The organism is Pseudomonas rhizophila, from assembly GCF_003033885.1.
GTDB classification, from domain to species: Bacteria; Pseudomonadota; Gammaproteobacteria; order Pseudomonadales; family Pseudomonadaceae; genus Aquipseudomonas; species Aquipseudomonas rhizophila.
Map to the genome: position 1 here is coordinate 5,088,151 of NZ_CP024081.1, position 25,501 is coordinate 5,113,651.

The 25,501-nt window shown below is 59.8% G+C and carries 21 protein-coding genes; 13 read left to right on the forward strand and 8 right to left on the reverse strand.

From position 1 onward, the window contains the following. Positions 1–203: 203 nt before the first annotated feature. The 4 genes from CRX69_RS23645 (at position 204) to CRX69_RS23660 (ending at position 3,669) form a co-directional block, all read left to right on the forward strand. On the forward strand, positions 204–692 hold the full coding sequence (locus CRX69_RS23645; protein WP_047230156.1) for a DUF3015 domain-containing protein: 489 nt from the start codon (positions 204–206) through the stop codon (positions 690–692). A gap of 89 nt (positions 693–781) precedes the next feature. Then, positions 782–2,635, forward strand: coding sequence for an Lnb N-terminal periplasmic domain-containing protein (locus tag CRX69_RS23650; RefSeq protein ID WP_047230155.1), 1,854 nt, complete (start codon positions 782–784; stop codon positions 2,633–2,635). Between the two features lie 118 nt (positions 2,636–2,753). Further along, on the forward strand, positions 2,754–3,107 hold the full coding sequence (locus tag CRX69_RS23655; protein ID WP_047230154.1) for a hypothetical protein: 354 nt from the start codon (positions 2,754–2,756) through the stop codon (positions 3,105–3,107). Between the two features lie 70 nt (positions 3,108–3,177). Further along, entirely contained in the window at positions 3,178–3,669 is a 492-nt protein-coding gene (locus CRX69_RS23660; RefSeq protein WP_047230153.1) for a GreA/GreB family elongation factor, read from the forward strand. Positions 3,670–3,959: 290 nt separating this feature from the next. Here CRX69_RS23660 and ettA read toward each other — a convergent pair whose 3' ends face one another. Beyond that, positions 3,960–5,624, reverse strand: coding sequence for an energy-dependent translational throttle protein EttA (gene ettA, locus CRX69_RS23665; RefSeq protein ID WP_047230152.1), 1,665 nt, complete (start codon positions 5,622–5,624; stop codon positions 3,960–3,962). Between the two features lie 270 nt (positions 5,625–5,894). On the opposite strand from ettA, the gene CRX69_RS23670 reads away from it, so the two are divergent. The 6 genes from CRX69_RS23670 (at position 5,895) to CRX69_RS23695 (ending at position 15,079) form a co-directional block, all read left to right on the forward strand. Then, positions 5,895–9,743, forward strand: a complete 3,849-nt coding sequence (locus CRX69_RS23670; RefSeq protein WP_047230151.1) for a bifunctional diguanylate cyclase/phosphodiesterase — start codon at positions 5,895–5,897, stop codon at positions 9,741–9,743. A gap of 239 nt (positions 9,744–9,982) precedes the next feature. Next, positions 9,983–11,236 carry a serine hydroxymethyltransferase gene (gene glyA / locus CRX69_RS23675; protein ID WP_047230150.1) on the forward strand — a complete coding sequence of 418 codons (1,254 nt, stop codon included), beginning with the start codon at positions 9,983–9,985 and terminating at the stop codon, positions 11,234–11,236. A 200-nt stretch (positions 11,237–11,436) separates the two neighbouring features. Beyond that, a complete protein-coding gene (locus CRX69_RS23680; protein WP_047230149.1) occupies positions 11,437–11,967 on the forward strand; it encodes a hypothetical protein in 531 nt (176 codons plus the stop codon). A 292-nt stretch (positions 11,968–12,259) separates the two neighbouring features. Then, entirely contained in the window at positions 12,260–13,573 is a 1,314-nt protein-coding gene (locus CRX69_RS23685; RefSeq protein ID WP_076386402.1) for a C4-dicarboxylate transporter DctA, read from the forward strand. 59 nt (positions 13,574–13,632) lie between these two features. After that, positions 13,633–14,337: a FadR/GntR family transcriptional regulator gene (locus tag CRX69_RS23690; RefSeq protein WP_047230147.1), complete on the forward strand. Its 705-nt coding sequence runs from the start codon at positions 13,633–13,635 to the stop codon at positions 14,335–14,337. Positions 14,338–14,359: 22 nt separating this feature from the next. Continuing rightward, positions 14,360–15,079: a GntR family transcriptional regulator gene (locus CRX69_RS23695; RefSeq protein ID WP_107322958.1), complete on the forward strand. Its 720-nt coding sequence runs from the start codon at positions 14,360–14,362 to the stop codon at positions 15,077–15,079. Here the strand turns inward: CRX69_RS23695 and yjiA are convergent. The 3 genes from yjiA to CRX69_RS23710 all read right to left on the reverse strand — a co-directional run bounded on the left by yjiA (position 15,071) and on the right by CRX69_RS23710 (position 18,630). Further along, positions 15,071–16,039 (reverse strand): GTPase, encoded by a 969-nt coding sequence (gene yjiA, locus CRX69_RS23700; RefSeq protein ID WP_047230146.1) that lies wholly within the window; start codon positions 16,037–16,039, stop codon positions 15,071–15,073. The two genes, CRX69_RS23695 and yjiA, sit on opposite strands and share 9 nt — an antisense overlap. A 310-nt stretch (positions 16,040–16,349) precedes the next feature. Further along, complete coding sequence (locus CRX69_RS23705) at positions 16,350–16,547, reverse strand: YbdD/YjiX family protein (RefSeq protein WP_107322959.1); 198 nt, start codon at positions 16,545–16,547, stop codon at positions 16,350–16,352. Between the two features lie 16 nt (positions 16,548–16,563). After that, the gene (locus tag CRX69_RS23710; protein ID WP_107322960.1) at positions 16,564–18,630 is read right to left on the reverse strand and encodes a carbon starvation CstA family protein; all 2,067 of its coding nucleotides are present in this window, start codon (positions 18,628–18,630) and stop codon (positions 16,564–16,566) included. Between the two features lie 158 nt (positions 18,631–18,788). Here CRX69_RS23710 and CRX69_RS23715 point away from each other — a divergent pair, with 158 nt between their 5' ends. Further along, positions 18,789–19,157, forward strand: a complete 369-nt coding sequence (locus tag CRX69_RS23715; RefSeq protein ID WP_107322961.1) for a PilZ domain-containing protein — start codon at positions 18,789–18,791, stop codon at positions 19,155–19,157. A 31-nt stretch (positions 19,158–19,188) separates the two neighbouring features. On the opposite strand, the gene radA is transcribed toward CRX69_RS23715, so the two are convergent. The 3 genes from radA to katB all read right to left on the reverse strand — a co-directional run bounded on the left by radA (position 19,189) and on the right by katB (position 22,841). Beyond that, positions 19,189–20,556 carry a DNA repair protein RadA gene (gene radA / locus CRX69_RS23720; protein ID WP_030140305.1) on the reverse strand — a complete coding sequence of 456 codons (1,368 nt, stop codon included), beginning with the start codon at positions 20,554–20,556 and terminating at the stop codon, positions 19,189–19,191. 43 nt (positions 20,557–20,599) lie between these two features. Further along, on the reverse strand, positions 20,600–21,151 hold the full coding sequence (locus CRX69_RS23725) for an ankyrin repeat domain-containing protein (protein WP_370695174.1): 552 nt from the start codon (positions 21,149–21,151) through the stop codon (positions 20,600–20,602). 148 nt (positions 21,152–21,299) lie between these two features. Continuing rightward, positions 21,300–22,841, reverse strand: a complete 1,542-nt coding sequence (katB, locus tag CRX69_RS23730; RefSeq protein WP_047229581.1) for a catalase KatB — start codon at positions 22,839–22,841, stop codon at positions 21,300–21,302. A gap of 282 nt (positions 22,842–23,123) precedes the next feature. On the opposite strand from katB, the gene mscL reads away from it, so the two are divergent. Next, a complete protein-coding gene (mscL, locus tag CRX69_RS23735) occupies positions 23,124–23,537 on the forward strand; it encodes a large-conductance mechanosensitive channel protein MscL (RefSeq protein ID WP_047229580.1) in 414 nt (137 codons plus the stop codon). A gap of 56 nt (positions 23,538–23,593) precedes the next feature. On the opposite strand, the gene CRX69_RS23740 is transcribed toward mscL, so the two are convergent. Continuing rightward, the gene (locus CRX69_RS23740) at positions 23,594–24,370 is read right to left on the reverse strand and encodes a ferredoxin--NADP reductase (RefSeq protein WP_047229579.1); all 777 of its coding nucleotides are present in this window, start codon (positions 24,368–24,370) and stop codon (positions 23,594–23,596) included. Between the two features lie 291 nt (positions 24,371–24,661). Between CRX69_RS23740 and CRX69_RS23745 the strand changes: the two genes are divergently transcribed. After that, positions 24,662–25,375, forward strand: coding sequence for an autoinducer binding domain-containing protein (locus tag CRX69_RS23745; protein WP_047229578.1), 714 nt, complete (start codon positions 24,662–24,664; stop codon positions 25,373–25,375). The last annotated feature ends 126 nt before the right edge of the window (positions 25,376–25,501 follow it).

Below are 25,501 nucleotides of genomic sequence, written 5' to 3' on the forward strand. Positions count from 1 at the left end.
CGCCTCAGGCCAAAGCATAGTCCAGGGGCATCCCCTGAGCCCGAGCCCGTAAATTCATGACACTGCTGTTACTTTTTGCAAAATGTCACGGAACCCCAGGATCGTGCCTAAACTCCAAATTGCGCGGCTGGAACAATAACCGGCCCACTGGCCTGTAGGGTCAGACCCTGTCCATTGGTATGCACATAAAAGAGAACATAGCTATGAAACGGATTCTTCTCGGTACTCTCTTCACCGCTGTATCCCTCAACGCCATGGCTCAGGCGCCAGGCGGTCCGGATTGCGGCTGGGGCAACATGCTGTTCGAAGGTCAGCGTGGCACCCCGGCTCACTTCCTGGCATCCACCACCAACGGCACCTCGGGCAACGCCACCTTCGGCATGACATCCGGCACCAACGGTTGCTCGACCAACGCGGCACTGACCTACGGTGGCAAGTCCTGGCTGGCCATGAATGGCATGATGAACGAGCTGTCCGAAGACATGGCCAAGGGCCAAGGCGAAGCGCTCACCACCTACGCCGTAGTACTGGGCGTGGCACCGGAAGACCGTGCGCATTTCTCCGCTGTCACTCACGAGCACTTCCAGCAGATCTTCAGCAAGGCTGATGTGACCGCAGAAGACGTGCATACCAACACCCTGGCCGTGCTGAAAAGCGACCCACGCCTGGCCAAGTACGCCACTCCAGCTTAAGCTCGACACCACTCGCTCCTCTCGGGGAGCGGGTTTTCTTTTTGGGGCCCCTTCCGGTCTTTATTTTTCGATTGTCCAAGTAGCCAACTATGCTCAAACGCCTTGCCTGGCTGGCGCTCTGTGTGTGCGCCCCGTTGTCCGCCGCACCTCATGTCGACCCTCAACGCTTGCAGCAACTGGCCAACGACCGTTTCTGGATTTCCCTGGGCCACTACGAAACCGCCAAGCTCGGTGGCTGGCGCAGCTATATCAGCGACAAAAGATTTTTCCTCGCTCCCGACGGCAACGAACATCCCGACCACGAACTGGCCGCCACGGTGCAAGCGCTGTACGGCCCGGCCAGTGCTGGTCAGCAACACGCCCAATGTGTGTACCCGGCGCGAACACGCTGGCTGAAGGCGCAGCTCAACCTGACGGATCTGCCGACGGTTGACTGCAGCGAATTCACCCAATGGTTCAAGGACGTCGCGCCCCACAGCGCGGTGATGATTTTTCCGGCCGCCTACCTGAACAGCCCTTCTTCGATGTTTGGCCACACCCTGCTGCGCATCGACCAGGCCGATGTGCAAAGCGACAAGACCGCGCTGCTCAGCTATGCGATCAACTTCGGCGCCTACATCGAAGGCTCGGACAACAGCATTCTGTATGCCTGGAAAGGCCTGATGGGCGGTTACCCGGGCCTGTTCGCCCTGGTGCCCTATCAGGAAAAGCTCTCCGAGTACCGCAGCCTGGAAAACCGCGACCTGTGGGAATACCGCCTCAATCTGAGCCAGGTGGAAACCGAGCGCATGGTCGAGCATGTGTGGGAACTCAAGCAGATTGAGTTCGACTATTTTTTCTTCGACGAAAACTGCTCCTATCGCCTGCTCGAACTGCTGCAAGTGGCCCGTCCCAGCCTGCGGCTGACCGAACAGTTCCCGTTGACGGCGATTCCCACCGACACCGTGAAGGCGGTGAAAGAAGCCGGGCTGGTGGAAAGCATCGAATACCGGCCCTCCCGTGAGCGGGAACTGCTCAGCCGCGCCGAACCACTCACCGACGACGAGCAGCAGTGGGTGCTGAAAGTCAGCGCCGACCAAAAACAACTGCAGACTTCAGCATTCAAGGCATTGCCTCGCGCTCGCCAGGCGCTGATCATCGACGCCGCCTATCGCCTGGAGCGCTACCGCGCCAACGGCCAGGAACGCGACCCACAGCGCGCCCAGCGCAGTTTCGAACTGTTGCGGGCGATCAACCAGAACCCCGCGCCGGAACTCGACATCCCGCAACCGGGCCTGCCCGAGGATGGCCACGAGTCGCGCACCTGGCAGGCTGGCCTCGGCACTCGTGGCGACCGGGCGTTCGGCGAATATGGCCTGCGCATGGCCTATCACGACCTCAACGACAACGCCGAGAGTTTCCCGTTGGGCGCACAGATCGAGATCCTGCAACTGAAGCTGCGCCAGTACGAAGGCAATGACTGGCAGGTGCAACAGCTGGACCTTGCAACCATTCGCTCCCTGACTCCGCGCAACGAACTGCTGCAACCGCTGTCCTGGCAAGTCACCGGCGGCCTGGAGCGGGTGCCGGGCAAGCACGACGACGAAACCCTGGTCAGCCACGTCAATGGCGGAGCCGGCGGCACCTGGGCACTGGGTGACGACATGCTGGGGTTCGCCTTGGGCACGGTGCGGGTCGAACACAACAACGACTTCGCCCAGTTCATCGCTCCGGCCGCAGGCTTCAACACTGGCGTGCTGTGGAAAAACCCGCTGGGCAACTTGAGCCTGGAGGCCAAAGGCGACTATTTCATCAACGGCGAAGTGCGCCGTAGCGTGAGCCTGAACCAGCAGTGGGAACTGTCACGCAACCTCGGTCTGCGCCTGAGTGCCCAGCGCGAGTTCAGCCATCTGGCGTCACCGGAGAACGAAGTGATGCTGGAGGTGAAGTGGTATCACTATTGACTGGGGCATACCCCGCACTCACCTAAGCGAACAGATTCATCACAGCGCTTTCACATCGGCCTGACGAATCCACTTCTAAACTTCTCTTATGAGTGGATCAGGCAGGAATGCAAAAAAAATGAGGCGCGCGGTGGTGCTGAGTGTGGTGATGTTGCTCGGTGGCTGCGAAACCACCCACGAAAACCTGATCGCCCGGGGTTACCCTCCGGCATTCGCCGACGGCTTTGATGACGGTTGCAGCAGCGGCCGGCAGGCAGCCGGCGTGATCACCGGCCAGTTCAGGAAGGACGTGCCACGGTATCTCAAGGACGCTCCCTATGCCGAAGGCTGGAGCGACGGTTTCCGTCAATGCCAGGCCATGCGCGAAAGTGAGGAGCGTAACGCTTACCGCGAACGCCATTGGGACGAGCGAGAACGGGCCTGGCAGCAGCAGAAGGACCAGGACGCAGCCCGGGCTTATCGCTCACAGTGAGTCGCGTACAGACATCCGCTGAAACCAAAAGCCTGCGACCATGGCCCAAACTCCAATAGAGGAGAACATCATGAGTCGCGCCTTCGTCAATGAGGACAACGCCGCTGCCCAGGCCGATCAGCCGGTCGAACGCCAGGTCAGCGCGCAACCCAATTACGTCACGCCCGCCGGACTCGCCCAATTACAGGCCCGGGTCGCTGAGCTGCAGGCGCTGCACAGCCAGCAGGTGGCCAGGGGAGAACTGGCGGACAAGCAGCGAATCGCGGATATCGAACGGGATCTGCGGTATTTCAATCAGCGTTTGCAAAGCGCGCAGGTCGTTACGCCAACCTCATTGGATCAGGTGCGGATCGGGCATTGGGTGACCTTTGTCGATGAGCATGACCACGAGCAGCGAGTGCAGTTGGTGGGTGAAGATCAGGCCGATGCGGCCAGCGGACTGGTCAATTGGGGCTCGCCGCTGGGGCGGGCGTTGCTGGGGACGAAAGTTGGCGATGAAGTGATCTGGAAACGGCCGGTGGGGGATTTGACCATTGAAGTGGTGGCGATAGAACCGGGGTGATCTTGCCAGCCTCATCGCGAGCAGGCTCGCTCCCACAGGAATCGCGCCCCACCGTGCAGCTTGTGACTGACCCAAAACCAGCGTGGGAGCGAGCCCCACCGTGCAGCTTGTGACTGACCCAAAACCACTGTGGGAGCGAGCCCCACCGTGCAGCTTGTGACTGACCCAAAACCACTGTGGGAGCGAGCCTGCTCGCGATGGCGGCGGGTCAGGCAACTTACGCTGGCTGATCCACCACTATCGCGAGCAGGCTCGCTCCCACAGGGTTTGTCGCTCGGTCGCCGGCCGAATCAGGCCAGCTTCTTGTGCCTTACGCGGTGTGGCTGGGCAGCGGCTTCGCCCAGGCGTTTCTTGCGGTCGGCCTCATACTCGGTGTAGTTGCCTTCGAAGAACACCGCTTGCGAGTCGTCTTCGTACGCCAGGATGTGGGTCGCCACACGGTCGAGGAACCACCGGTCGTGGGAGATCACAATCGCTGCGCCCGGGAAGTCCAGCAGGGCTTCTTCCAGGGAACGCAGGGTTTCGACGTCGAGGTCGTTGGACGGTTCGTCGAGCAGCAGGACGTTGCCGCCCTCCTTCAAGGTCAACGCCAGGTGCAAGCGACCGCGTTCACCACCGGACAGGTCCTTGACGAACTTCTGCTGGTCGCCGCCCTTGAAGTTGAAGCGCCCCACGTAGGTGCGCGACGGAATTTCATAGTTGCCGATGCGGATCTGGTCGGAACCGTCGGAGATCTGCTGGAACACGGTCTTGCTGCCGTCCAGGTCTTCGCGGCTCTGGTCGACACAGGCCAGTTGCACGGTTTCGCCGATTTCGATGGTGCCCGAATCCGGTGTTTCCTTGCCCATCAGCATGCGGAACAGCGTGGATTTACCCGCACCGTTACCACCGATCACACCGACAATGGCGCCTTTGGGCATGGCGAACGACAGGTTGTCGATCAGCACGCGGTCGCCATAGCCCTTGGTGACGTTCTTGAATTCGATGACCTTGTCGCCCAGGCGCGGACCGGCCGGGATGTAGATCTCGTTGGTTTCACTGCGCTTCTGGAATTCCTGGGACTGCATTTCCTCGAAGCGTTGCAGACGTGCCTTGGATTTGGACTGGCGGGCCTTGGCGCCTTTGCGCACCCACTCCAGTTCTTCCTTCATGGCTTTTTCATGGGCCGACTGCTGCTTGGATTCCTGGGCCAGACGATCGGACTTGGCTTCAAGCCAGCCCGAGTAGTTGCCTTCGTAAGGAATACCCGCGCCGCGGTCCAGTTCCAGGATCCAGCCGGCGACGTTGTCCAGGAAGTAACGGTCGTGCGTGATCGCGACCACAGTGCCCGGGAAATCGTGCAGGAAGTGTTCGAGCCAGGCGACAGAATCGGCGTCCAGGTGGTTGGTTGGTTCGTCGAGCAACAGCATGTCCGGCGCCGACAGCAGCAGGCGGCACAGAGCCACACGACGCTTTTCACCACCAGAGAGGTGTTCAACCTTGGCATCCCAGGCCGGCAGGCGCAGCGCATCGGCGGCGACTTCCAGCTGGCGATCCAGGTTATGGCCATCGCTGGCCTGCAGGATCGCTTCGAGCTTGGCCTGTTCGGCGGCCAGCTTGTCGAAGTCGGCATCCGGTTCGGCGTAGGCCGCGTAGACCTCGTCCAGGCGCGCCTGGGCATCCTTGATCACGCTGACCGCCTCCTCGACCACTTCCCGTACGGTCTTGGTCGGATCCAGCTGAGGCTCTTGAGGCAGGTAACCGATGTTCAAGTCGGGCATCGGACGGGCTTCACCGTCGAACTCGTTGTCGACACCGGCCATGATTTTCAGCAGCGTGGACTTACCCGAGCCGTTGAGGCCCAGCACGCCGATCTTGGCCCCGGGGAAGAACGACAGTGAAATGTTTTTCAGGATTTCCCGCTTCGGCGGAACAACTTTGCTCAGCCGATGCATGGTGAAGACGTATTGAGCCATGGTGAACCTAGCGTCAGTGACAGGTGAAAAGAACGGGCCAGGCCATGCGCGGCGCCGGCGCTTGACGGTTATCAATGCCGGCGGGCAGATAAAGCCTGGGGATCGGAGCTTGCGCGCTCTTGTTTGACCGGCAAAGCTACCTCAACCATCGGTCAAGGTCCAGCCACCAGGGGCTGGCACTTTGCCACAAGTCAAGGCATGCTAGCCGCCCTTTGGGCGTCCGGCTTATAGTGCACGTCGCGCCAGTCCAGCAAACTGCAGGATTACAGCTTGTCCAACGTCACGCCGACCCTGTCCCCACGCGCACCGACTGCTGCGAGCGGCTCGCCCCTGCGCGGGACATTGAAGGGCGCGCTGGCCACACTGGTGCTCTTGCTGCTTGGATTGCTCTTCTGGCAGTTGCTTGATCAATTGCGCGAAACCCAGCAGCAACAGCGCCAGTACACCATCGATTACACCGCCGACCTGGCCGCGCAAGTCAGCCTGAACATGGCCTTGAATGCGCAGATCGCCCTCAACCTGCTACCGATCGTCGAACAACCGCAGAGCGCCGACGAACAGCAGGCCCTGCTGCGCAAACTCCAGCAATCGTTGCCCGAGCTACGCAGCCTGGCGTTGCTGAGCCCTTCCGGCCGGGTGCTCAGCGACAGTGATCCTGCCAGCCACGATGCCGATTACCTGGCAGAGCTGGTACGGCGCAGTCGGGCCCAGGCGCACTATTTCAGCAATGCCGATGACGGCTCCGTGGTGCATCTGTTGTTGCACCAGGCCAGCGGCAGCAGCCGCAGCTATTGGGCGCTGCGCCTGACCCCAACCTTCTTCTCGACCCTGACCAAGCAGGCCGATACAGGCATGCGCCCACTGTGGCTGGTGGAAAACCGCCTCAACCAGCAAATCATCAGCCGGGACGAAAGCCTGCCCTCGGCCAGCCCTACCCGGCTGTCCCCGGATGATCTGAGCAACACCGTGCTGACCGTGCCCCTGAGCAGCAGCGACTGGCAATTGCGTGGACTGTTCGACCGGCGCCAGGTGCTGGAGCAATTGCTGCCGGCCTTCATCGGCAAATGCCTGCTAGGCCTGGCGTTTTCAATGCTGCCGGTGATCGCGCTCTTGAGCATGCGCCGTCGCCAGCGTCAGTTGCACGAGGGCCGCCGACGCTACCAGGATATTTTCGAAGGCACCGGCGTCGCGCTCTGCGTGCTTGACCTGTCGAGCCTCAAGGCATTTTTTGAAAGGACCGGCCTGCGCAACGGCGACCAGTTGCGCGCCTGGTTGGCCATCCCTCACCAGCTTGAACAACTGCAGCAGGAAGTTCACGTCACCGAGGTCAATCAGATGGCGTTGAAGCTGCTCAACGTCAACTCCTGCGAGCGGGCCTGGCAACTGCTGGTCGGCAATGCTGCCCAGGACAACAACCCAGTGGGTTCGAAGCTGCTCGAAGCGCTGCTCGACCAGCACAAGCAGTTGGAGCTGGAAATCAAGCTGCAGGACGCCCATGGCCGTGATCAGCACCTATGGCTGGTGCTGCGTCTGCCGGAAAAACAGCAGGACTACAACGCCGTCATCCTGAGCATCAGCGACATTACCAGCCGCAAGCTGATCGAACTGTCGCTGCTCGAACGCGAAGGCTTCTGGTCCGACGTGGTGCGCACCGTACCGGACCATCTCTATGTGCAAGACGTGATCAGCCAGCGGATGATCTTCAGCAACCATCACCTGGGACAGACCCTGGGGTACGACCGCACCGAACTGCACCAGATGGGCGAATACTTCTGGGAAATCCTGCTGCACAGCGAAGACGCCGACCACTATCACAACTTGCGCCAGGCACAACGCCAGGCCGGGTATGCGCAACTGCTGCAATGCCAGCTGCGCTTTCGCCATCGCAATGGCAAGTGGCGGCGCTTCGACATTCGCGAACAAGCCCTGGCCCGGGACCGGCACGATCAGGTGACACGGATCATCGGCGTAGCCAAAGACATCACCGAACAGATCGAAGCCAGCGAATCGCTACGCGACAGCGAACAACGCTATCGGATGCTCGCCGAAAGCATCAGCGACGTGATTTTCTCCACCAACAGCAAGCTTTCGCTCAACTACGTCAGCCCCTCGGTGCAAGCAGTGCTGGGCTACAGCGCTGACTGGATATTCCAGAACGGCTGGCAATCGACCATCGCCAACCCGCAACAACTGACCGGCATCTACACCTTGATGGATCGGGTCAGCAAAGCCCTCGACAAGCCTGAGCAACTGGCCGAGTTGCGCAACCAGATGCAGACCCAGCTGTTTCTGTTCGACTGCCTGCGCGCCGACGGGCGCAAGATCCCCATCGAGCTGCGGTTGGTGCTGGTGTGGGATGAGCACGGCGCGTTCGAAGGCGTGCTGGGCGTGGGCCGCGATATCAGCCAGCAACGACGCGCCGAAAAAGACCTGCGCATGGCCGCCACGGTATTCGAGCATTCGACCTCGGCGATCCTGATCACCGACCCGGCCGGTTACATTGTCCAGGCCAACGAAGCCTTCAGCCGCGTCAGCGGGTATGCGGTGTCGCAGGTGCTGGACCAGTTGCCCAACATGCTGACCGTGGACGAGCAGCAGGAAGCCCACCTGCGCTACGTGCTCAAGCAGTTGCAGCAACACAGCACCTGGGAAGGCGAGGTCTGGCTCAAGCGCCGCAATGGCGAGCACTATCCGGCCTGGGTCGGCATTACGGCGGTGCTGGACGATGAAGGCGACCTGGCCAGCTACGTGTGCTTCTTCAGCGACATCAGCGAACGCAAGGCCAGCGAACAGCGCATCCATCGCCTGGCCTACTACGACGCGTTGACCCACCTGCCCAACCGCACGCTGTTTCAGGATCGCCTGCACACCGCGCTGCAATCGGCCGAGCGCCAGAAAAACTGGGTCGTGCTGATGTTCCTCGACCTGGACCGCTTCAAGCCGATCAACGACTCCCTGGGCCACGCCGCCGGCGACCGGATGCTCAAGGAAATGGCCACGCGGCTGCTCGGCTGCGTGGCCGACGACGACACCGTGGCGCGCATGGGCGGCGACGAATTCACCCTGCTGCTGCAACCGCGTTCCAGCCGCGAAATGGCGCTCAACCGGGCGATCAACGTGGCCGAGCAGATCCTCGCCAGCCTGGTCCGACCGTTCGTACTGGAAGGTCGGGAGTTCTTCGTCACCGCCAGCATCGGTATCGCCCTGAGCCCTCAGGACGGCAACGAGCTGAGTCAGCTGATGAAGAACGCCGACACGGCCATGTATCACGCCAAGGAGCGCGGCAAGAACAACTTCCAGTTCTACCAGGCCGACATGAACGCCAGCGCCCTGGAACGACTGGAGCTGGAAAGCGACCTGCGCCACGCCCTGGAGCAGAACGAGTTCGTGCTGTATTACCAGCCACAGTTCAGCGGCGACGGCAAACGCCTGACCGGCGCCGAGGCCTTGCTGCGCTGGCGCCATCCACGACGCGGGCTGGTGCCGCCAGGGGACTTCATCCCGGTCCTCGAAGAGCTCGGGTTGGTGGTGGACGTCGGTGACTGGGTGATCAGCGAAGCCTCTCGGCAGCTCAAGACCTGGCACCAGGCCAAGGTCCGGGTGCCGAAAGTCTCGGTCAACATTTCGGCCCGGCAGTTCTCCGATGGCCAGCTCGGCACGCGCATCGCCAACATCCTGCGTAGCACCGGCCTGCCGCCGGCCTGTCTGGAACTGGAACTGACCGAAAGCATCCTGATGCGTGAAGTCAGCGAGGCGATGCAGATCCTGGCCGGGCTGAAAAACCTGGGCCTGAGCATCGCCGTGGATGACTTCGGCACCGGTTATTCGTCCCTCAACTACCTCAAGCAATTCCCCATCGACGTGTTGAAAATCGACCGCACCTTTGTCGATGGCCTGCCATCCGGCGAACAGGACGCCCAGATCGCCCGGGCGATCATCGCCATGGCCCACAGCCTCAACCTGGCGGTGATTGCCGAAGGGGTCGAAACCCACGAGCAACTGGACTTTCTGCGCGAGCACGGCTGCGATGAAGTCCAGGGCTACCTGTTCGGCCGGCCGATGCCGGCCAACCGGTTTGAGGCGCAGTTCAGCAATGATGCGCTGTTCATGCTCGACTGAAAGCTTGTGCTGGCCGGGCGGGCCTCATCGCGAGCAGGCTCGCTCCCACAATTGCTTTTGGCTGTCCTTGGAATAGACATACACCACAGCCCCCCTGTGGGAGCGAGCCTGCTCGCGATGAGGCCAGTACAGGCAGCGTGAATCCCATTCGTCCGCGACATGACGTCCTTTCATATGCCTTCCAAAACCGGTTGGGTTAGAATGCCCCCCTTTTCTGCCCCCGATCCTTGAGGACCGCCATGTTCAGCCGTGATTTGACTATTGCCAAGTACGACGCCGATCTCTTTGCCGCCATGGAGCAAGAAGCTCAGCGCCAGGAAGAGCACATTGAGCTGATCGCTTCGGAAAACTACACCAGCCCCGCGGTGATGGAAGCTCAAGGCTCGGTACTGACCAACAAGTACGCCGAAGGCTATCCAGGCAAGCGCTACTACGGTGGTTGCGAGTTCGTCGACGTGGTCGAGCAACTGGCCATCGACCGCGCCAAGGAACTGTTCGGTGCCGACTATGCCAACGTCCAGCCTCACGCCGGTTCCCAGGCCAACGCCGCTGTCTACCTGGCGCTGCTGTCGGCCGGTGACACCATTCTGGGCATGAGCCTGGCCCACGGCGGTCACCTGACCCACGGCGCCAGCGTTTCGTCCTCGGGCAAGCTGTACAACGCCATCCAGTACGGCATCGACGGCAATGGCCTGATCGACTACGACGAAGTCGAGCGCCTGGCACTCGAGCACAAGCCGAAAATGATCGTGGCCGGTTTCTCCGCCTACTCGCAGATCCTCGACTTCCCACGTTTCCGCGAAATCGCCGACAAGGTCGGTGCCTACCTGTTCGTGGACATGGCGCACGTTGCGGGCCTGGTTGCCGCTGGCGTCTACCCCAACCCCGTGCCATTCGCCGACGTCGTCACCACCACCACCCACAAGACCCTGCGCGGTCCACGTGGTGGCCTGATCCTGGCTCGTGCCAACGCCGACATCGAGAAAAAGCTCAACTCCGCCGTATTCCCCGGCGCCCAGGGTGGCCCGCTGGAACACGTGATCGCCGCCAAGGCGATCTGCTTCAAGGAAGCGCTGCAGCCTGAGTTCAAGGCTTACCAGCAACAAGTGGTGAAAAACGCCAAGGCCATGGCCGGCGTATTCATCGAGCGTGGCTTCGACGTAGTGTCCGGCGGGACCGAGAACCACCTGTTCCTGCTGTCGCTGATCAAGCAGGACATCTCCGGCAAAGACGCCGACGCAGCGCTGGGCAAGGCGTTCATCACCGTGAACAAGAACTCGGTGCCCAATGACCCACGCTCCCCGTTCGTCACCTCCGGCCTGCGCTTTGGCACCCCGGCCGTGACCACCCGTGGTTTCAAAGAAGCCGAGTGCAAGGAGCTGGCTGGCTGGATCTGCGACATCCTGGCGGACCTGAACAACGAAGCGGTGATCGACGCCGTTCGCGAGAAGGTCAAGGCGATCTGCAAAAAGCTGCCGGTATACGGCGCTTAATCAGCCCGTTACACCTCAGTAAGAAAGGCCTCCATTGAAAGATGGGGGCCTTTTTCATGGGCGCAAACAATTACCCCAAATAACTAACCCCCACGCTTATCTAATGTCTTGCAATACACACACCACCACCGACAGCTAATAAATCAATAATATCGCTCCATAACTGCACACTTCATAAACCCAACGAGGAGTCGAATCACATGGACCGTGATCAATCTTTTAACGCCACACTTCGAATGTTTGACAACCACGTCAACCTGCTTGAAATACTTCATGGCAAACCCGCGATGGCCACCGTGAGTTTATTCAGCGGCGGCTTCTTTACCGGCCGCCCGCAAACCCATGACCACTCCAGCCTGCTCGGCATGCGCCCCAAAAATCAGGGTCAATCCAGCAACCCATTGAAATTGCATTTGCGACACACCCCGAACGGCTACAACCTGGTCATTAAAAACACGGGGGAACATGAAAACAAACTTATCGGTAAACGCTGGCTTGAGGTTCTCGGCGCACAGGACTCCGGCACGGATGATCCGATGCTCTTTACCCTCGTTGATCATCAGAACAACGCCATCACCCGGCAGAATATTTCCACGCCGCATTTACCTGTCTCGTTCATGACAAAAAATAAAAAATATATCGGCGGATTGAAAGTTCGAGGCTCGCCTTATATTTATCTCGCCGAGACAGAAGAAAAATCGAAAGTGACATTTATCCTGAGTGTTCTTTAAAGAACATGTCGATATCTTTGTGGCGAGAGGACTGATCCCTCGCCACAGGGAGCTGTGGCGCACTGCTTGCCACCCACATTTTTTTCACTGCAACAAACGGCTCAAGCACAAGGGTTCCGGCCAAACTGGTAAGACCGGTCATGCCAAATCTCTACAGATCAGCTTGCGCAGCAGCGAAAACAAGGCCTAGACTGCGCCTGCACTGGACAAACCGGTAAGACCACAATAATGAAGTCCTGACGCCAACAGCTCTATTGACGGCGAAAAGGACACCGAACCAGGAATCCCTCCCATGCTCAAATGGTGCTCGCGTTCGATCTTCCTTCAAGTTGTCCTCGGATTGGTACTCGGCATCGTCTGTGGACTGACCCTTCCCGAATACTCCGCACAGCTCAAACCCCTCGGCGACGGCTTTATCAAGCTGATCAAGATGCTCATCGGCCTGATCGTGTTCTGTGTGGTAGTCAGCGGCATCTCGGGTGCCGGAGACCTCAAGAAGGTCGGGCGCATTGGCCTCAAGTCGGTCATCTACTTCGAAGTATTGACCACCATCGCCTTGGTCATCGGTCTGGTGCTTGCCTTCAGCACTGGTATCGGCAGTGGTGCGAACATCCACCTGGAACAACTCTCCAGCGCGGACATGGGGGATATCGCCCAGCGTGGCGAGCACCTGGTCACCACCACCCAGTTCCTCATGAACCTGATCCCAACCTCGGTGCTCGGGGCCTTCGCTGAAAACAACATTCTGCAAGTGCTGTTGTTCTCCGTGCTGTTTGGCAGCGCCTTGAACCTGGTGGGCGATGCAGCGTCCGGCATCTCGCGGTTGATCAACGAACTGAGCCACGTGATCTTCCGCATCATGGGCATGATCGTGCGTCTGGCCCCCATTGGGGTCTTCGGGGCCATCGCCTTCACTACCAGCAAATATGGCCTGGACTCACTGCAACACCTGGGCAGCCTGGTGGGCCTGTTCTACCTGACCTGCATCGCCTTCGTTGCGCTGATCCTCGGCTTGGTGATGCGTGTCTCGGGCCTGCCGATGTTGCCGTTTCTCAAATACCTGCGTGAAGAGCTGCTTATCGTGCTCGGTACGGCCTCTTCCGACGCCGTGCTGCCACAGATCATGCGCAAGCTTGAGCACCTGGGGATCGGCAGTTCCACGGTCGGCCTGGTGATTCCGACCGGCTACTCGTTCAATCTGGACGGTTTTTCGATCTATCTGACCCTGGCGATTGTGTTCATTGCCAACGCCACCGGCACACCTCTGGCCATGAGTGATTTGCTGACCATCCTGCTGGTGTCACTGATCACCTCCAAGGGCGCCCACGGGATTCCCGGCTCGGCGCTGGTGATCCTGGCTGCCACGTTGACGGCCGTCCCGGCGATCCCGGTGGTTGGCCTGGTGCTGGTACTAGCGGTGGATTGGTTCATGGGCATCGGCCGGGCCCTGACCAACCTGATTGGCAACTGCGTGGCCACCGTGGCGATTGCCCGCTGGGAAAAAGACATCGATGTCCCTCGGGCGCGCAAGGTACTGTCCGGCCAACACGGTTATACCTTCCAATCCAGGAAACCGGTGGGCACTGCCCATCAGCAGCAATTCTGAAAGACTGCGGTGCCGGCCCGCGAACCGGTACCGCCTGATTGATTTTCGAGGAGTCACCAGTGATCAGTTCATCAACCGTCGTCAATTCCGTAGTGGAGAAACTACGTGCCGCCCTCGCTCGGGGCCAATGGCGCTCGGGCGACATGCTGCCCGGCCAGCGCGAGCTGGCCGAGCAATTGGGCATCAGCCGACCAAGCCTGCGCGAAGCGGTGATTGTCCTGGAAACCCTGGGGCTGGTGCGTTCGATGCCCGGCAAGGGCGTCGTGGTGCTGGAGGCCAACTTCACCGACACCGCCAATGAAGGCAGCGCCATGGCCGGCGCCAGCCTGGAGGACGTGCTGCAACTGCGCTACACCCTGGAGCCTTTCATCGTCGGTCTTGTGGCGCAATCCATCAGCAGCAAGGAGGTCGGCCAGTTGCGCCTGACCCTCATGGACATGCGCGAAGCGTTGGAGGCCAACGACAGCGACGCCTGCGCCAATGCCTACATTGCCTTCCATGAAGAGCTGTTTGCCTTGACGTCCAACCCGATTTTTCAAAACGTGGTCCAGCAGACCAGCAACGCGCTCAAGCAAAGCGCCGATGTGTTGCGCAATTCACCCCAGCATCTGGCCGAACGCCTGGAGGAAAACGAAGCCGTGGTGCGCGCCATCCGCGCCAAGAACAGCGCCCAGGCCAGCACCGAAATGCGCCGGCATATCCTCAGGGAAGGCCAGCGCATGGGCATCGAACTGAACATTCCGGACGACAACCTCGGCACTTGAGCCACACCCTGCGGAGACCGCCATGAACAACCTCATGCCCCACCCGGATCAGCCTGAGCGTAACGTGCTCGCGTCCCTGTCGCTGCCCGGTCGGGCCGGCAAACCGTCGGTGGACGATATCTACCCGCGGATCTTCGACGCCATCCTCGAACAACGCATTGCTCCGGCCAGCCGTTTCACCGAGGAAAGCCTGGGGGATGTGTTCGGTGTCAGTCGCAGCATCATTCGCCGTGTCCTGGCGCGCCTGTCCCACCAGCAAGTGGTGATCCTGCGGCCCAACCATCGGCCCCAGGTGGCGGCACCGGACCTGGAACAGACCCGGCAAATCCTGCATGCCCGGCGCCTGGCCGAACAGACCCTGGTGCGCCTGGCCTGCAAGGCGCCGCAGCCCAAGGACCTGCAGCGCCTACGCGATCTGATAGAGCGCGAGCGCCAGTGCCTGGATCGCGGCGAACGCGGCCCGGCGATTCGCCTGTCCGGCGAGTTTCACCTGCAATTGGCGACCATGGCCGGGAATGCGCCGTTGGCGCAGTTTCTCGGCAACCTCGTGCCATTAACCTCGCTGGCCCTGGCGCGGCATGAGATCAAGTCCCGCAGGCATTGCGCCTGGCAGGAGCATTTGGCGATCGTAGACGCGATGGAACGTGGCAGCGTTGATCAAGCGTTGCAACTGATGAGCGAGCACCTGGACCATCTTGAACAAAAGCTGCTGATGGCCGCAGGCACCGGGACGTCAAAGTAGCGCGGCTTCGAAGCCTGCGCGGATCTTCTCTTCGGGCAACTCGTCGGCGATGAACACAATGACGCTCTCCCGTGCTTCGCCTGGCGCCCATTCGGTGTCCCAGTCAAAACCGTACAGTTTGAGTACGCCCTGGAACACCAGTCGACGGGATTCGCCAGCGATGCTCAGTACCCCCTTGTAGCGCAGCAACTGCTTGCCGTGCTCCTCCAGCAACTGGTTCATGAACTCGCTGAGTTTGTCGATATCCAGCGGTTTGTCGGTGCGAAGCACGAGGCTGCTGATGCGGTCCCCGGTGCTTGCCTTGCCCACCGGTCGCAGGCTGAACCCCGCCCCCAGGTCTGCGTTGAGATTGAAGCCGCGGATGTCGAGCAATTCGGCCAGATCGATCTTGCCGTGTTCCACCACCCTGATCGGCGCCCGTCGGTTGATCCGCGTCAGTCGTTCGCCAAGGGCTTGGACATGGGCGGCGTCCACCAGATCGGTCTTGCTCAGCAGCAGACGGTCGGCAAACCCGACCTGGGCCTGGGCAATGGCCTGGGTCAGGTGGATCTCGGCGTGAGCGGCGTCCACCAGGGTCAGGATACCGTCGAGGATGTAGCGCTCGCGCAGGTCCTCATCGATAAAAAATGTCTGGGCCACAGGGGCCGGATCGGCCAGACCGGTGCATTCGATCACCAGGCGATCAAAGGCAATTTCGCCGCTGTCCAGACGTTCGAGTAGCAGGTACAGGGCTTTGGTCAGGTCAGTGTGAATGGTGCAGCACACGCAGCCATTGGCCAGGGTCATGACTTGCACCGGCTCATCGCCCAATAGCTGGGTATCGATGCCGGCATCGCTGAATTCATTTTCGATCACGGCGATTTTCAGGCCGTGCTCGGCCTTGAGCAAATGACGCAAAAGGGTGGTCTTGCCGGCGCCGAGGAAGCCGCTGAGGATGGTGACCGGGATGGGAGAGGACAACGTGATTCTCCTGTTGCGAAATTAAAAGAAGAGCACCGAACCCATGTGGAGGCGAGGCAAACTGTTGCGACGCCATCGCGAGCAGGCTCGCTCCCACAAGGGGATCGGTGGTGTATGCAAATGTTGAGATCCCCCCAAAACAACTGTGGGAGCGGTGGCATATGCAAATCCCGAGGCCATCCTAAAACAACTGTGGGAGCGAGKCTGCTCGCGATGGCGGTGGYTCAGTCAACATCATCGTAACTGACCCGACGCCATCGCGAGCAGGCTCGCTCCCACAGGGTTACCTCATCAACCTGAAATCAGTTGATCAACAGCACTTGGGTCCCGCCTTGCCACCGTATCGGGCTTCCTGGCGTTCGCGGAAGAACGCCTCGTAGTCCATCAYCGGTTTGTCCGGGTGTTTGCTTTGCATGTGCTCGACGTAGTTGTCGTAGTCGGGCATGCCGACCATCAGGCGGGCGGCCTGACCGAGGTATTTACCGAGGCGACTCAAGTCATTGAACATCGTTGCAATCCTCGATTCAGGCGTCCGGCACGGCCTGGAAGGGSGCTTCTTTATCCGTGCGTTCCTTGTGACCCCAGGCAGCGATGCCGACCTTGAGCGCGTAGAACAGGATGCTGAAGACCACCAGCAGGAACAACACCGTCAGCGTTGCGTTGGTGTAAGCGTTGTACACCACGTGCTGCATCTGCTCGATGCTCTTGGCCGGGGCCAGGATCTGGCCGGCGGCCAGGGCATCGTTGTATTTGCGCGCCAGGGCCAGGAAGCCGATCGCCGGGTTGGCGTCGAACAGCTTGATCAGGCCCGCCGTGGTGGTGCAGATCAGCAGCCAGACCGCCGGCAGCATGGTCACCCAGACGTAGCGCTGGCGCTTCATCTTGATCAGTACCACGGTGCCGAGCATCAGGGCGATACCGGCCAGCATCTGGTTGGAGATGCCGAACAGCGGCCACAAGGTGTTGATGCCGCCCAGCGGATCGATCACGCCCTGGTACAACAGGTAGCCCCACAGCGCCACACAGCCGGCGGTGGCGATCAGGTTGGCYACCCAGGATTCYGTCCGCTTGAGGGCRGGMACGAACGAGCCCAYCAGGTCCTGCAGCATGAAGCGCCCGGCACGGGTGCCGGCGTCTACCGCCGTGAGGATGAACAGCGCCTCGAACAGGATTGCGAAGTGGTACCAGAACGCCATGGTGTTCTCACCCGGCAACACCGAGTGCAGGATCTGCGCGATCCCCACCGCCAGCGTCGGCGCACCGCCGGCACGGGCCAGGATGGTGGTCTCGCCGATGTCATTGGCCACCGCCTGCAGCGCTTCGGGGGTGATTGCAAAGCCCCAGCTGCTGACAGTCTGCGCCACGCTCACCACATCACCGCCGACGATCGCCGCCGGGCTGTTCATGGCGAAGTACACYCCCGGCTCGATCACCGAAGCGGCGACCATTGCCATGATGGCRACGAACGACTCCATCAGCATGCCGCCGTAACCGATGTAGCGGGCGTTGACTTCGTTATCGAGCATCTTCGGCGTGGTYCCCGAAGAGATCAGCGCGTGGAAACCCGAAACCGCGCCACAGGCGATGGTGATGAACAGGAACGGGAACAATCCGCCCTTCCACACCGGGCCCGTGCCGTCGGTGAACTGGGTCAGTGCCGGCATTTTCAGCTCGGGCATGGTGACCAGGATGCCGATCGCCAGGGCGACGATGGTGCCGATCTTCAAGAAGGTGGACAGGTAGTCGCGCGGCGCCAGGATCAGCCAGATCGGCAACACCGCGGCAACAAAACCGTAGCCGATCAGCATCCAGGTGATTTGCACGCCGGTGAAGGTGAAGGCCTCGGCCCAGACCGGGTCTGCGGCCACTTGCCCGCCGAGCCAGATCGAACCCAGCAGCAACAGCACGCCGATGAGGGAGATTTCACCGATGCGGCCCGGGCGGATGTAGCGCATGTAGATGCCCATGAACATCGCGATCGGGATGGTCGCCATCACCGTGAAGATCCCCCACGGGCTCTCGGCCAGGGCCTTGACCACGATCAGCGCCAGCACCGCGAGGATGATGATCATGATCAGGAAGCAGCCGAACAGCGCGATGGTGCCYGGAACGCGGCCCATCTCTTCGCGGACCATGTCGCCCAGGGAGCGACCGTTYCGACGYGTGGACAGGAACAGGACCATGAAGTCCTGCACGGCACCGGCCAGCACCACCCCGGCGATCAGCCAGAGCGTACCGGGCAGGTAGCCCATCTGCGCCGCCAGTACCGGCCCGACCAGCGGCCCCGCACCGGCAATGGCCGCGAAYTGGTGGCCGAACAGGATGTGTTTGTTGGTCGGGACATAGTCCAGGCCATCGTTGTTGAGCACGGCGGGGGTGGCCCGGCGCGCATCGAGTTGCATCACGTTATTGGCGATGAACAGGCTGTAGTAGCGGTAGGCGACCAGGTAGATGGCCACGGCTGCGACGACGATCCAGAGGGCGTTGATCGCCTCTCCCCGACGCAATGCCACGACGCCCAGGGCGCTCGCTCCCAAGACGGCCAGCAGTAGCCAGGGTATGTGGCGCAGCAGGCTATTATTATTTGTCATTTTTATATTCCGGCCAGGGGGACAAGAAAGACAGCCATCGGAGTTTAGCGCTAACGAGAACAAAGGCCACCCCCGACATTTGTCTGCCAGCAGCCCAACGGTGACGACGGCGCGCCAGTTGGGTCTATAGTCAATCAATCTTCAGAAAGGAATACGTAATGAGCGAACGCCGCCGCTTCGTACGAATCGAGTTCCATGCCCGAACCGAGCTGAGTCAGGGCAAGGACGAGGACAAACTGACTTGGCCGGTCGAACTGCTGGACCTGTCTCTCAAGGGCCTGCTGATCAAAAAGCCCGAGCCCTGGCTTGGCAATCCCGAGAAGACTTTCGTAGCCGACATTCACTTGAGCAACGACGTGGAAGTGCAGATGGAGGTTCGGTTGACCCACGACGACCATGGCCATCTGGGCTTTGTCTGCGAGCATATCGACCTGGACTCCATCGCCCATCTGCGCCGGCTGGTGGAGTTGAACCTCGCCGATCAGGCTGAGCTTGAGCGGGAATTGGCGGCGTTGGTACATATTTGAATAACCCTGCACCACGCAGCAGGCCTCGGAGTTATTCGAACAATGCATCCAGCGCCTGTTCCAGGCGAGTCACGGCAATGATCTGCAACCCGGCAGGCGCTTCCTTCGGCGCGTTGCCCTTGGGCACGATGGCGCGTTTGAAACCGTGCTTGGCCGCCTCCTTGAGCCGCTCCTGTCCGCTGGGCACCGGCCGGACTTCCCCCGACAGCCCCACTTCACCGAACACCAGCAGATCATGGGGCAGCGGCCGATTGCGCAAGCTGGACATGACCGCCGCCATCAACGCCAGGTCAGACGCGGTTTCCAATACTTTGACGCCGCCCACCACGTTGAGGAAAACATCCTGATCGTGGGTAGGAATGCCACCGTGTCGATGCAGGACCGCCAGCAACATGGCGAGCCGATTCTGATCCAGCCCCAAGGTGACCCGACGCGGGTTCGCCAAATGGCTGTCATCCACCAGCGCCTGAACCTCCACCAGCATCGGTCGGGTGCCTTCCCAGGTCGCCATGACCACACTGCCCGGCACTTCTTCCTGGGCGCGCGTGAGAAAAATCGCCGAAGGATTCGAGACTTCTTTCAAGCCTCTGTCGGTCATGCCGAACACACCCAATTCATTGACGGCGCCAAAGCGATTCTTCACTGCCCGCAACAAACGCAGGCGACCGTCGGATTCGCCCTCGAAATACAACACGGTATCCACCATGTGCTCCAGCACCCGCGGGCCTGCCAGCGCGCCTTCCTTGGTGACGTGGCCCACCAGGAAAATCGCCGTACCGCTCTGCTTGGCATACCGCACCAGCAACGCCGCGCTTTCACGCACCTGTGACACGCCGCCCGGCGCCGATTGCAGTTGTTCGGTGAAAATCGTCTGGATCGAGTCGATCACCATGACCTTGGGTTTTTCCAGGCGGGCCGTGGCGATGATGGTTTCGATGCACGTCTCGGTCATGACCCGCAGTTGATCCTGGGGCAGCCCCAGACGCCGGGCGCGCATGGCGACTTGCTGCTGGGATTCCTCGCCAGTGACGTACAGCGCCGGCATGCGCGTGGCCAGGTTGCACAAGGTTTGCAACAGGATGGTGGACTTGCCGATGCCCGGGTCCCCGCCAATCAGCACGACCGAACCGTCCACCAGACCACCGCCCAATACGCGGTCCAGCTCGCCGGACGCGGTGGAAAACCGTGGAATTTCCTCGACGCTGACTTCGGCCAGGGTCTTGATTTGCGCCTGCTGACCGGCCCACCCCGTGCGACCGGTGGGGGCTGCGGCACCGCCACTCTCCACCATGGTTTCGGTCAAGGTGTTCCAGGCACCGCACTCACTGCACTGGCCGGCCCATTTGGGAAAGGTCGAGCCGCACTCGGTGCAGCCATACATGCGCTTTGCCTTGGCCATCTGAACTCCGGGATAAAAACCGCGATGATAGCCCACGCGGGGGTCAGCGCGGGGCCGGCATTCTGATTTCACCGTTGGCCAGGTTCGCCGCGGTATTGCCCAGCGGATCCTGGGCCTGCAGGTCCGCCCCTTTGGCCGCCAAGGCGTCGAGCAACTCGACGCGCTTGAACAGGCCGGCGTACATCGCTGCGGTCTGTCCGGCGCCGTTGCGCTGGTCCGGGTTGCAATCGGTGGACAACAAACGGCGCGCGATCTGCACTTGGCCCTTGAAAATGGCGCCCATCAGCGCCGTGTTGCCCCGGTTGTCCTGGGTGCAGGCATCGGCGCCAGCGGCCAGCAGCCGCTCCACCGCCGCGCCATGGCCGTGGTAAGCGGCCAGGATCAGCGCGGTGTAGCCTTTTTCGTCCTGGGTGTTGAGCGAGTAACCAGCCTCGATAAAGGTCTCGAGCATCGGCACGTCGCCCCGCCGGGCGGCGTCGAAGTAATAAGTTTGCAACTGCTCTTGTACAACCACCGGGTCGGTGGGCATGGGCTGATCGGCCCATACGCTCAACGACCCGATTGCGAGCATCGAAAACAGGAAGTTACGCAGCATGACGTCTCCTTGGCGCAAGGCTGTAGATGCAGGGTTGCGGGAGCATGGCTTGCCCGCAACGCAGACGACTCGGTCTGGCTTCAGACCGCAGCGCCTGCTTCGCGAGCAAGCTTTGCTCCCACGGGTTATGCACGTGCCAGGCTGTGGATCAGTCGCTGAGTTTTTCCGCCAGCGCCTTGACCCGGGTCAGATCGCCTTTGGCGACACGGGCTACACCGGTGCCGTATTCAGGATCAGCCTTGTAGAGGAACGACAGGATGATGTGCTTGCTCTCCTCATCGGTGGTCGCCAGCGATCCGCCGAAGCTTTCGATCAGGTCATTGCGCTCTTTCTGGTTGAACGAGCGGTACAGGTCACCGGCTTGCTTGAAGTTCTGCTCACGCTGGATCTTCGCCTGCTGGGTACTGCCAGTCAGCGCGGTCTGGCTGTAGCGTGCCGTTGGCTGTTCCTGGCGAGGCATCAGGCGGCTCGGCTGATAATTCACGCCGGTGCTGGTGGCGCCCGAATTCATCGCGCCGTCCTGGTTGCCATTGTTGACCGCCACCTTCGGCGCATTGATGGGCAACTGAAGCGCGTTGGGTCCTACTCGATACATTTGCGTATCGGCATAGGAGAACACCCGCCCCTGCAACAGTCGATCTTCCGACGGCTCGATGCCCGGAACAAGATTGGCCGGCGCCATCGCCACTTGCTCGGTTTCCTGGAAAACATTCGCCGGGTTACGGTTCAAAACCATTTGCCCGACTTTGCGTTCAGGCACACCCGGCCAGATTTTTGTCGCATCAAGAGGATCGAAATCAAACGTGGAAAGGTCCTGCGGGTTCAGCACCTGAACGTACAAGTCCCATTTCGGGAAGTCGCCCTTATTAATATGACTCACCAGATCGTTAGTCATATGGCTGTAATCTTGCCCCTGAACTTTCACAACTTCTTTCGGATCGAGATTTTTCAGGCCCTGCAAACTTTTCCAATGAAACTTTACGTAGTGAACTTCACCCTTTGCATTCACCAACTTGTAGGCATGCACACCATTACCGTCCATTTCACGATAACTGGCCGGCGTGCCGGAATTGGAATACAACTCGGTCAGCGTGCGCGTTGCTTCGGGCACGTGAGAAAAGAAATCGAAACGGCGGGCGTCATCATCCAAGTTGGTCCGAGGGTCGGGTTTGAAAGCATGGACCATGTCTGGAAACTTGATGGCATCGCGAATGAAGAAGGTCGGGAAGTTGTTACCCACCAGATCCCAGTTACCCTCGGCCGTGTAGAACTTGGTGGCAAAGCCACGGGGGTCACGCAGGGTTTCCGGCGAATGGTTGCCATGCACTACAGCAGAAAAACGCACGAACACCGGCGTGGCCTGGCCAGCGGCGAAGACTTTGGCCTTGGTCAGATCACTGAGGTCGTCGGTGACTGTAAATGTGCCATGGGCGCCGGTTCCTCGTGCATGCACCACGCGCTCGGGGATGCGCTCGCGGTCGAAGCGCTGGAGTTTCTGGATCAGTTGCACGTCTTGCAACAAGGTCGGCCCGTTAGGACCGGCTGTTTGCGAGTTCTGGTTGTCGCCCACAGCCGCACCGTTATCGCGGGTCAGGGTGGCCGCGTTGACGGACAAGGACAACAGGCTGGCGGTGAGCACAAAAAAAGCACGGCGAGGGGTGAAAGTCCCGCCGCCAAGGGAAATGTTCATAGGCGTTTCCTCTGATGTTATAGAGCGCATCCATGTGCGCCTTGCAGAGGCTAGTGCTCTAAAAAGAAAAACCTAAATAGAAATGCCGCACCGATCCGATAGAAAAATCCTTATAGGGAATCGGCTCGGGACCGCGTATCACGCGCGATTGATGGCACTTTGTAAACTTTTCCTCCTGTCCCGAGTCGATAACTGAAGCTTTGTAAGCAGGCGTTTCGAGCAGGACGCGTTTGGCTGATTTACACTGCCACCATCCACTTCATCTGTCACAAGGAACAACTCATGGGCGTGATTAACGAGTTCAAGGCCTTCGCGGTCAAAGGCAATGTCGTCGACATGGCCGTCGGGATCATTATCGGTGCTGCTTTCGGCAAAATCGTTTCGTCCTTCGTTGGCGACGTCATCATGCCTCCGATCGGCCTTTTGATTGGCGGGGTGGACTTTAGCGACCTGGCCATCACACTCAAGGCGGCACAAGGCGATGCGCCGGCGGTGGTATTGGCCTATGGCAAATTCATTCAAAGCACCATTGATTTCATCATTGTGGCGTTCGCCATTTTCATGGGCGTCAAGGCCATCAACCGTCTCAAGCGCGAAGAAGCCGTTGCTCCCAGCGCGCCACCGGTTCCGACCAAGGAAGAACTGTTGCTGAGCGAAATTCGCGACCTGCTCAAGGCCCAGAACGAGAGGCCCTGACTCACACTTCGCCGCCTGTGGCGTGGGTTTTTATCTCCTCGCCACAGGCGCCTTTTCTACCAATAGTTTTCCACGGCCACCTGACCTGGCCGACGGCTGAGACTCAGTTGCAGGCCCCTGGCCTTGAGCAGCTTGCGCGTGTCATCGATCATCTGCGGATTGCCGCACAACATCACCCGCGAGTGTTCCGGCGTCAGCTCGATGTCAGCCGCCCTTTCCAACTCGCCATTTTCGATCAGTGTCGTGATTCGTCCGCTGAGCGCACCGGGATGCTGTTCACGGGTGACGGTCGCGATGAAACGAAACTTGTGGGCGTAGCCGGCCAGGTAGTCGCGCTGGCTCAACCCTTTGATCAGCTCCTGATATGCCAGCTCCCGTGCCTCGCGGACGCTGTACACCAGGACGATCGTCTCGAATTTTTCCCATGCTTCGAAATCCTGGAGAATCGAGAGGAACGGTGCGACGCCCGTTCCCGTGGACAGCAGCCACAAATCGCGCCCGTCAACGAAACGATCAAGCGTCAAGTAGCCAAAGGCCTGGCGATCAACCAGCAGGCTGTCGCCTGGCTGCAGCCGACTCAGTTCGCTGGTGAACTCGCCGTCCGGTACTACGATGGAAAAAAACTCGAGGAATTCATCGAACGGCGAAGACACCATGGAATATGCCCGCCAAACGATGGTGCCATCCGCTTTAGCGACCCCGAGCCGGGCGAACTGCCCCGCCCGAAAACGAAAACCGCGATCCCGTGTGGTACGCAACGTAAACAAATGAGGTGCCACGGGCTGCACATCGAGCAAGGTTTGACGGGTGAACTTCTCTGAGCTGTCGATCATGAGCCACTCCAACGAGACAAGACTTACAGTGTCCCGCAAAGTGAGCCCCTTCACCACTGACAACGAGTAGTGGCACTTTAGCTACTAATGCCTCCGTCGCCGAGCATATCTTCTACCAGACTTATACAAAACTATCCCAACTGTAAAATCATACTCAAAAAGTTTATTTCTTAAACATTTCAAACTGTAAGCAAATAAAAAAAAGCTCACTGCAATTTAAGAATAGTCCTACACTAAAAATTCGCATCATGGATTGGATCCGCATGGACGAACTCAACCCAGGAGAGAGCGATGGACAAGTGGAAGGACTTGCTGTTGAGGAAGTTATCCTGTGAAAAGGACTTACAGACGGCCTATCGTCTAGTCCTGAATTTCTTTAACAATCAGGGATTTGAATATTGTGCATTCTCAGCCTATCTCGGAAGCCCGGACAAGCATACCAACAAGGTAAACCTGAATAACTACCCTTATGGATGGGACAGACTATATGAACAGAACGGCTATGCATCGAACGACCCACTAGTAGCACATTGCAATCAATCACCGCTTCCAATCTTGTGGGATGAGACTGTTTTTGCTCAGGCCCCCAAGTTGTGGCGAGAACTTAATCGTCAGGGACTCAAGTATGGCTGGACCCAGGCCGTTCATGATGAACAGGGGGCACACTGCAGCCTTTTCAGCCTGGCTCGGACTCATTGCCCCATCGATATCGACGAGCATTACGCAAATCTGGGCTATGCCATTTTCGCCAGTCAAAGATTGCATGCGCTGGCCAGCAAAAAACTGGCTGACGCTGCCGCGACTCCACAAAAATGTCATTTATCACCCAGAGAGATCGAAGTATTGAGGTGGTCGGCCGAAGGCAAGACGGCTTCGGAAGTGGGCAGAATCCTCTGCCTCTCCGAGCGCACCGTGAACTTCCATGTGTGCAGTTGCATGCGAAAGCTGAACGTCAACAACAAAATCTCAGCGGTAGCCAAGGCGGCCCACATCCATGTGATCTGAACCGTGCGGCGCACTTACCAACCTGAAAAAACCCGCGAGTAATGCCTGGAAAAAAAACGTACCATTTACGGCTCCACTTGAATGATGACGCGCCCAGTACGCGACGAAGTTCATTCAGGCGGTCCC

Bases quoted from the DNA above. Each gene is read 5' to 3' on its own strand.
- katB (WP_047229581.1), bottom strand. From the start codon at position 22,841: ATGAACATTTCCCTTGGCGGCGGGACTTTCACCCCTCGCCGTGCTTTT.
- CRX69_RS23685 (WP_076386402.1), top strand. From the start codon at position 12,260: ATGCTCAAATGGTGCTCGCGTTCGATCTTCCTTCAAGTTGTCCTCGGA.
- CRX69_RS23745 (WP_047229578.1), top strand. From the start codon at position 24,662: ATGGACAAGTGGAAGGACTTGCTGTTGAGGAAGTTATCCTGTGAAAAG.
- glyA (WP_047230150.1), top strand. From the start codon at position 9,983: ATGTTCAGCCGTGATTTGACTATTGCCAAGTACGACGCCGATCTCTTT.
- CRX69_RS23650 (WP_047230155.1), top strand. From the start codon at position 782: ATGCTCAAACGCCTTGCCTGGCTGGCGCTCTGTGTGTGCGCCCCGTTG.
- CRX69_RS23680 (WP_047230149.1), top strand. From the start codon at position 11,437: ATGGACCGTGATCAATCTTTTAACGCCACACTTCGAATGTTTGACAAC.
- CRX69_RS23645 (WP_047230156.1), top strand. From the start codon at position 204: ATGAAACGGATTCTTCTCGGTACTCTCTTCACCGCTGTATCCCTCAAC.
- mscL (WP_047229580.1), top strand. From the start codon at position 23,124: ATGGGCGTGATTAACGAGTTCAAGGCCTTCGCGGTCAAAGGCAATGTC.
- CRX69_RS23695 (WP_107322958.1), top strand. From the start codon at position 14,360: ATGAACAACCTCATGCCCCACCCGGATCAGCCTGAGCGTAACGTGCTC.
- radA (WP_030140305.1), bottom strand. From the start codon at position 20,556: ATGGCCAAGGCAAAGCGCATGTATGGCTGCACCGAGTGCGGCTCGACC.
- CRX69_RS23655 (WP_047230154.1), top strand. From the start codon at position 2,754: ATGAGGCGCGCGGTGGTGCTGAGTGTGGTGATGTTGCTCGGTGGCTGC.
- CRX69_RS23740 (WP_047229579.1), bottom strand. From the start codon at position 24,370: ATGATCGACAGCTCAGAGAAGTTCACCCGTCAAACCTTGCTCGATGTG.
- CRX69_RS23715 (WP_107322961.1), top strand. From the start codon at position 18,789: ATGAGCGAACGCCGCCGCTTCGTACGAATCGAGTTCCATGCCCGAACC.
- ettA (WP_047230152.1), bottom strand. From the start codon at position 5,624: ATGGCTCAATACGTCTTCACCATGCATCGGCTGAGCAAAGTTGTTCCG.
- CRX69_RS23725 (WP_370695174.1), bottom strand. From the start codon at position 21,151: ATGCTGCGTAACTTCCTGTTTTCGATGCTCGCAATCGGGTCGTTGAGC.
- CRX69_RS23660 (WP_047230153.1), top strand. From the start codon at position 3,178: ATGAGTCGCGCCTTCGTCAATGAGGACAACGCCGCTGCCCAGGCCGAT.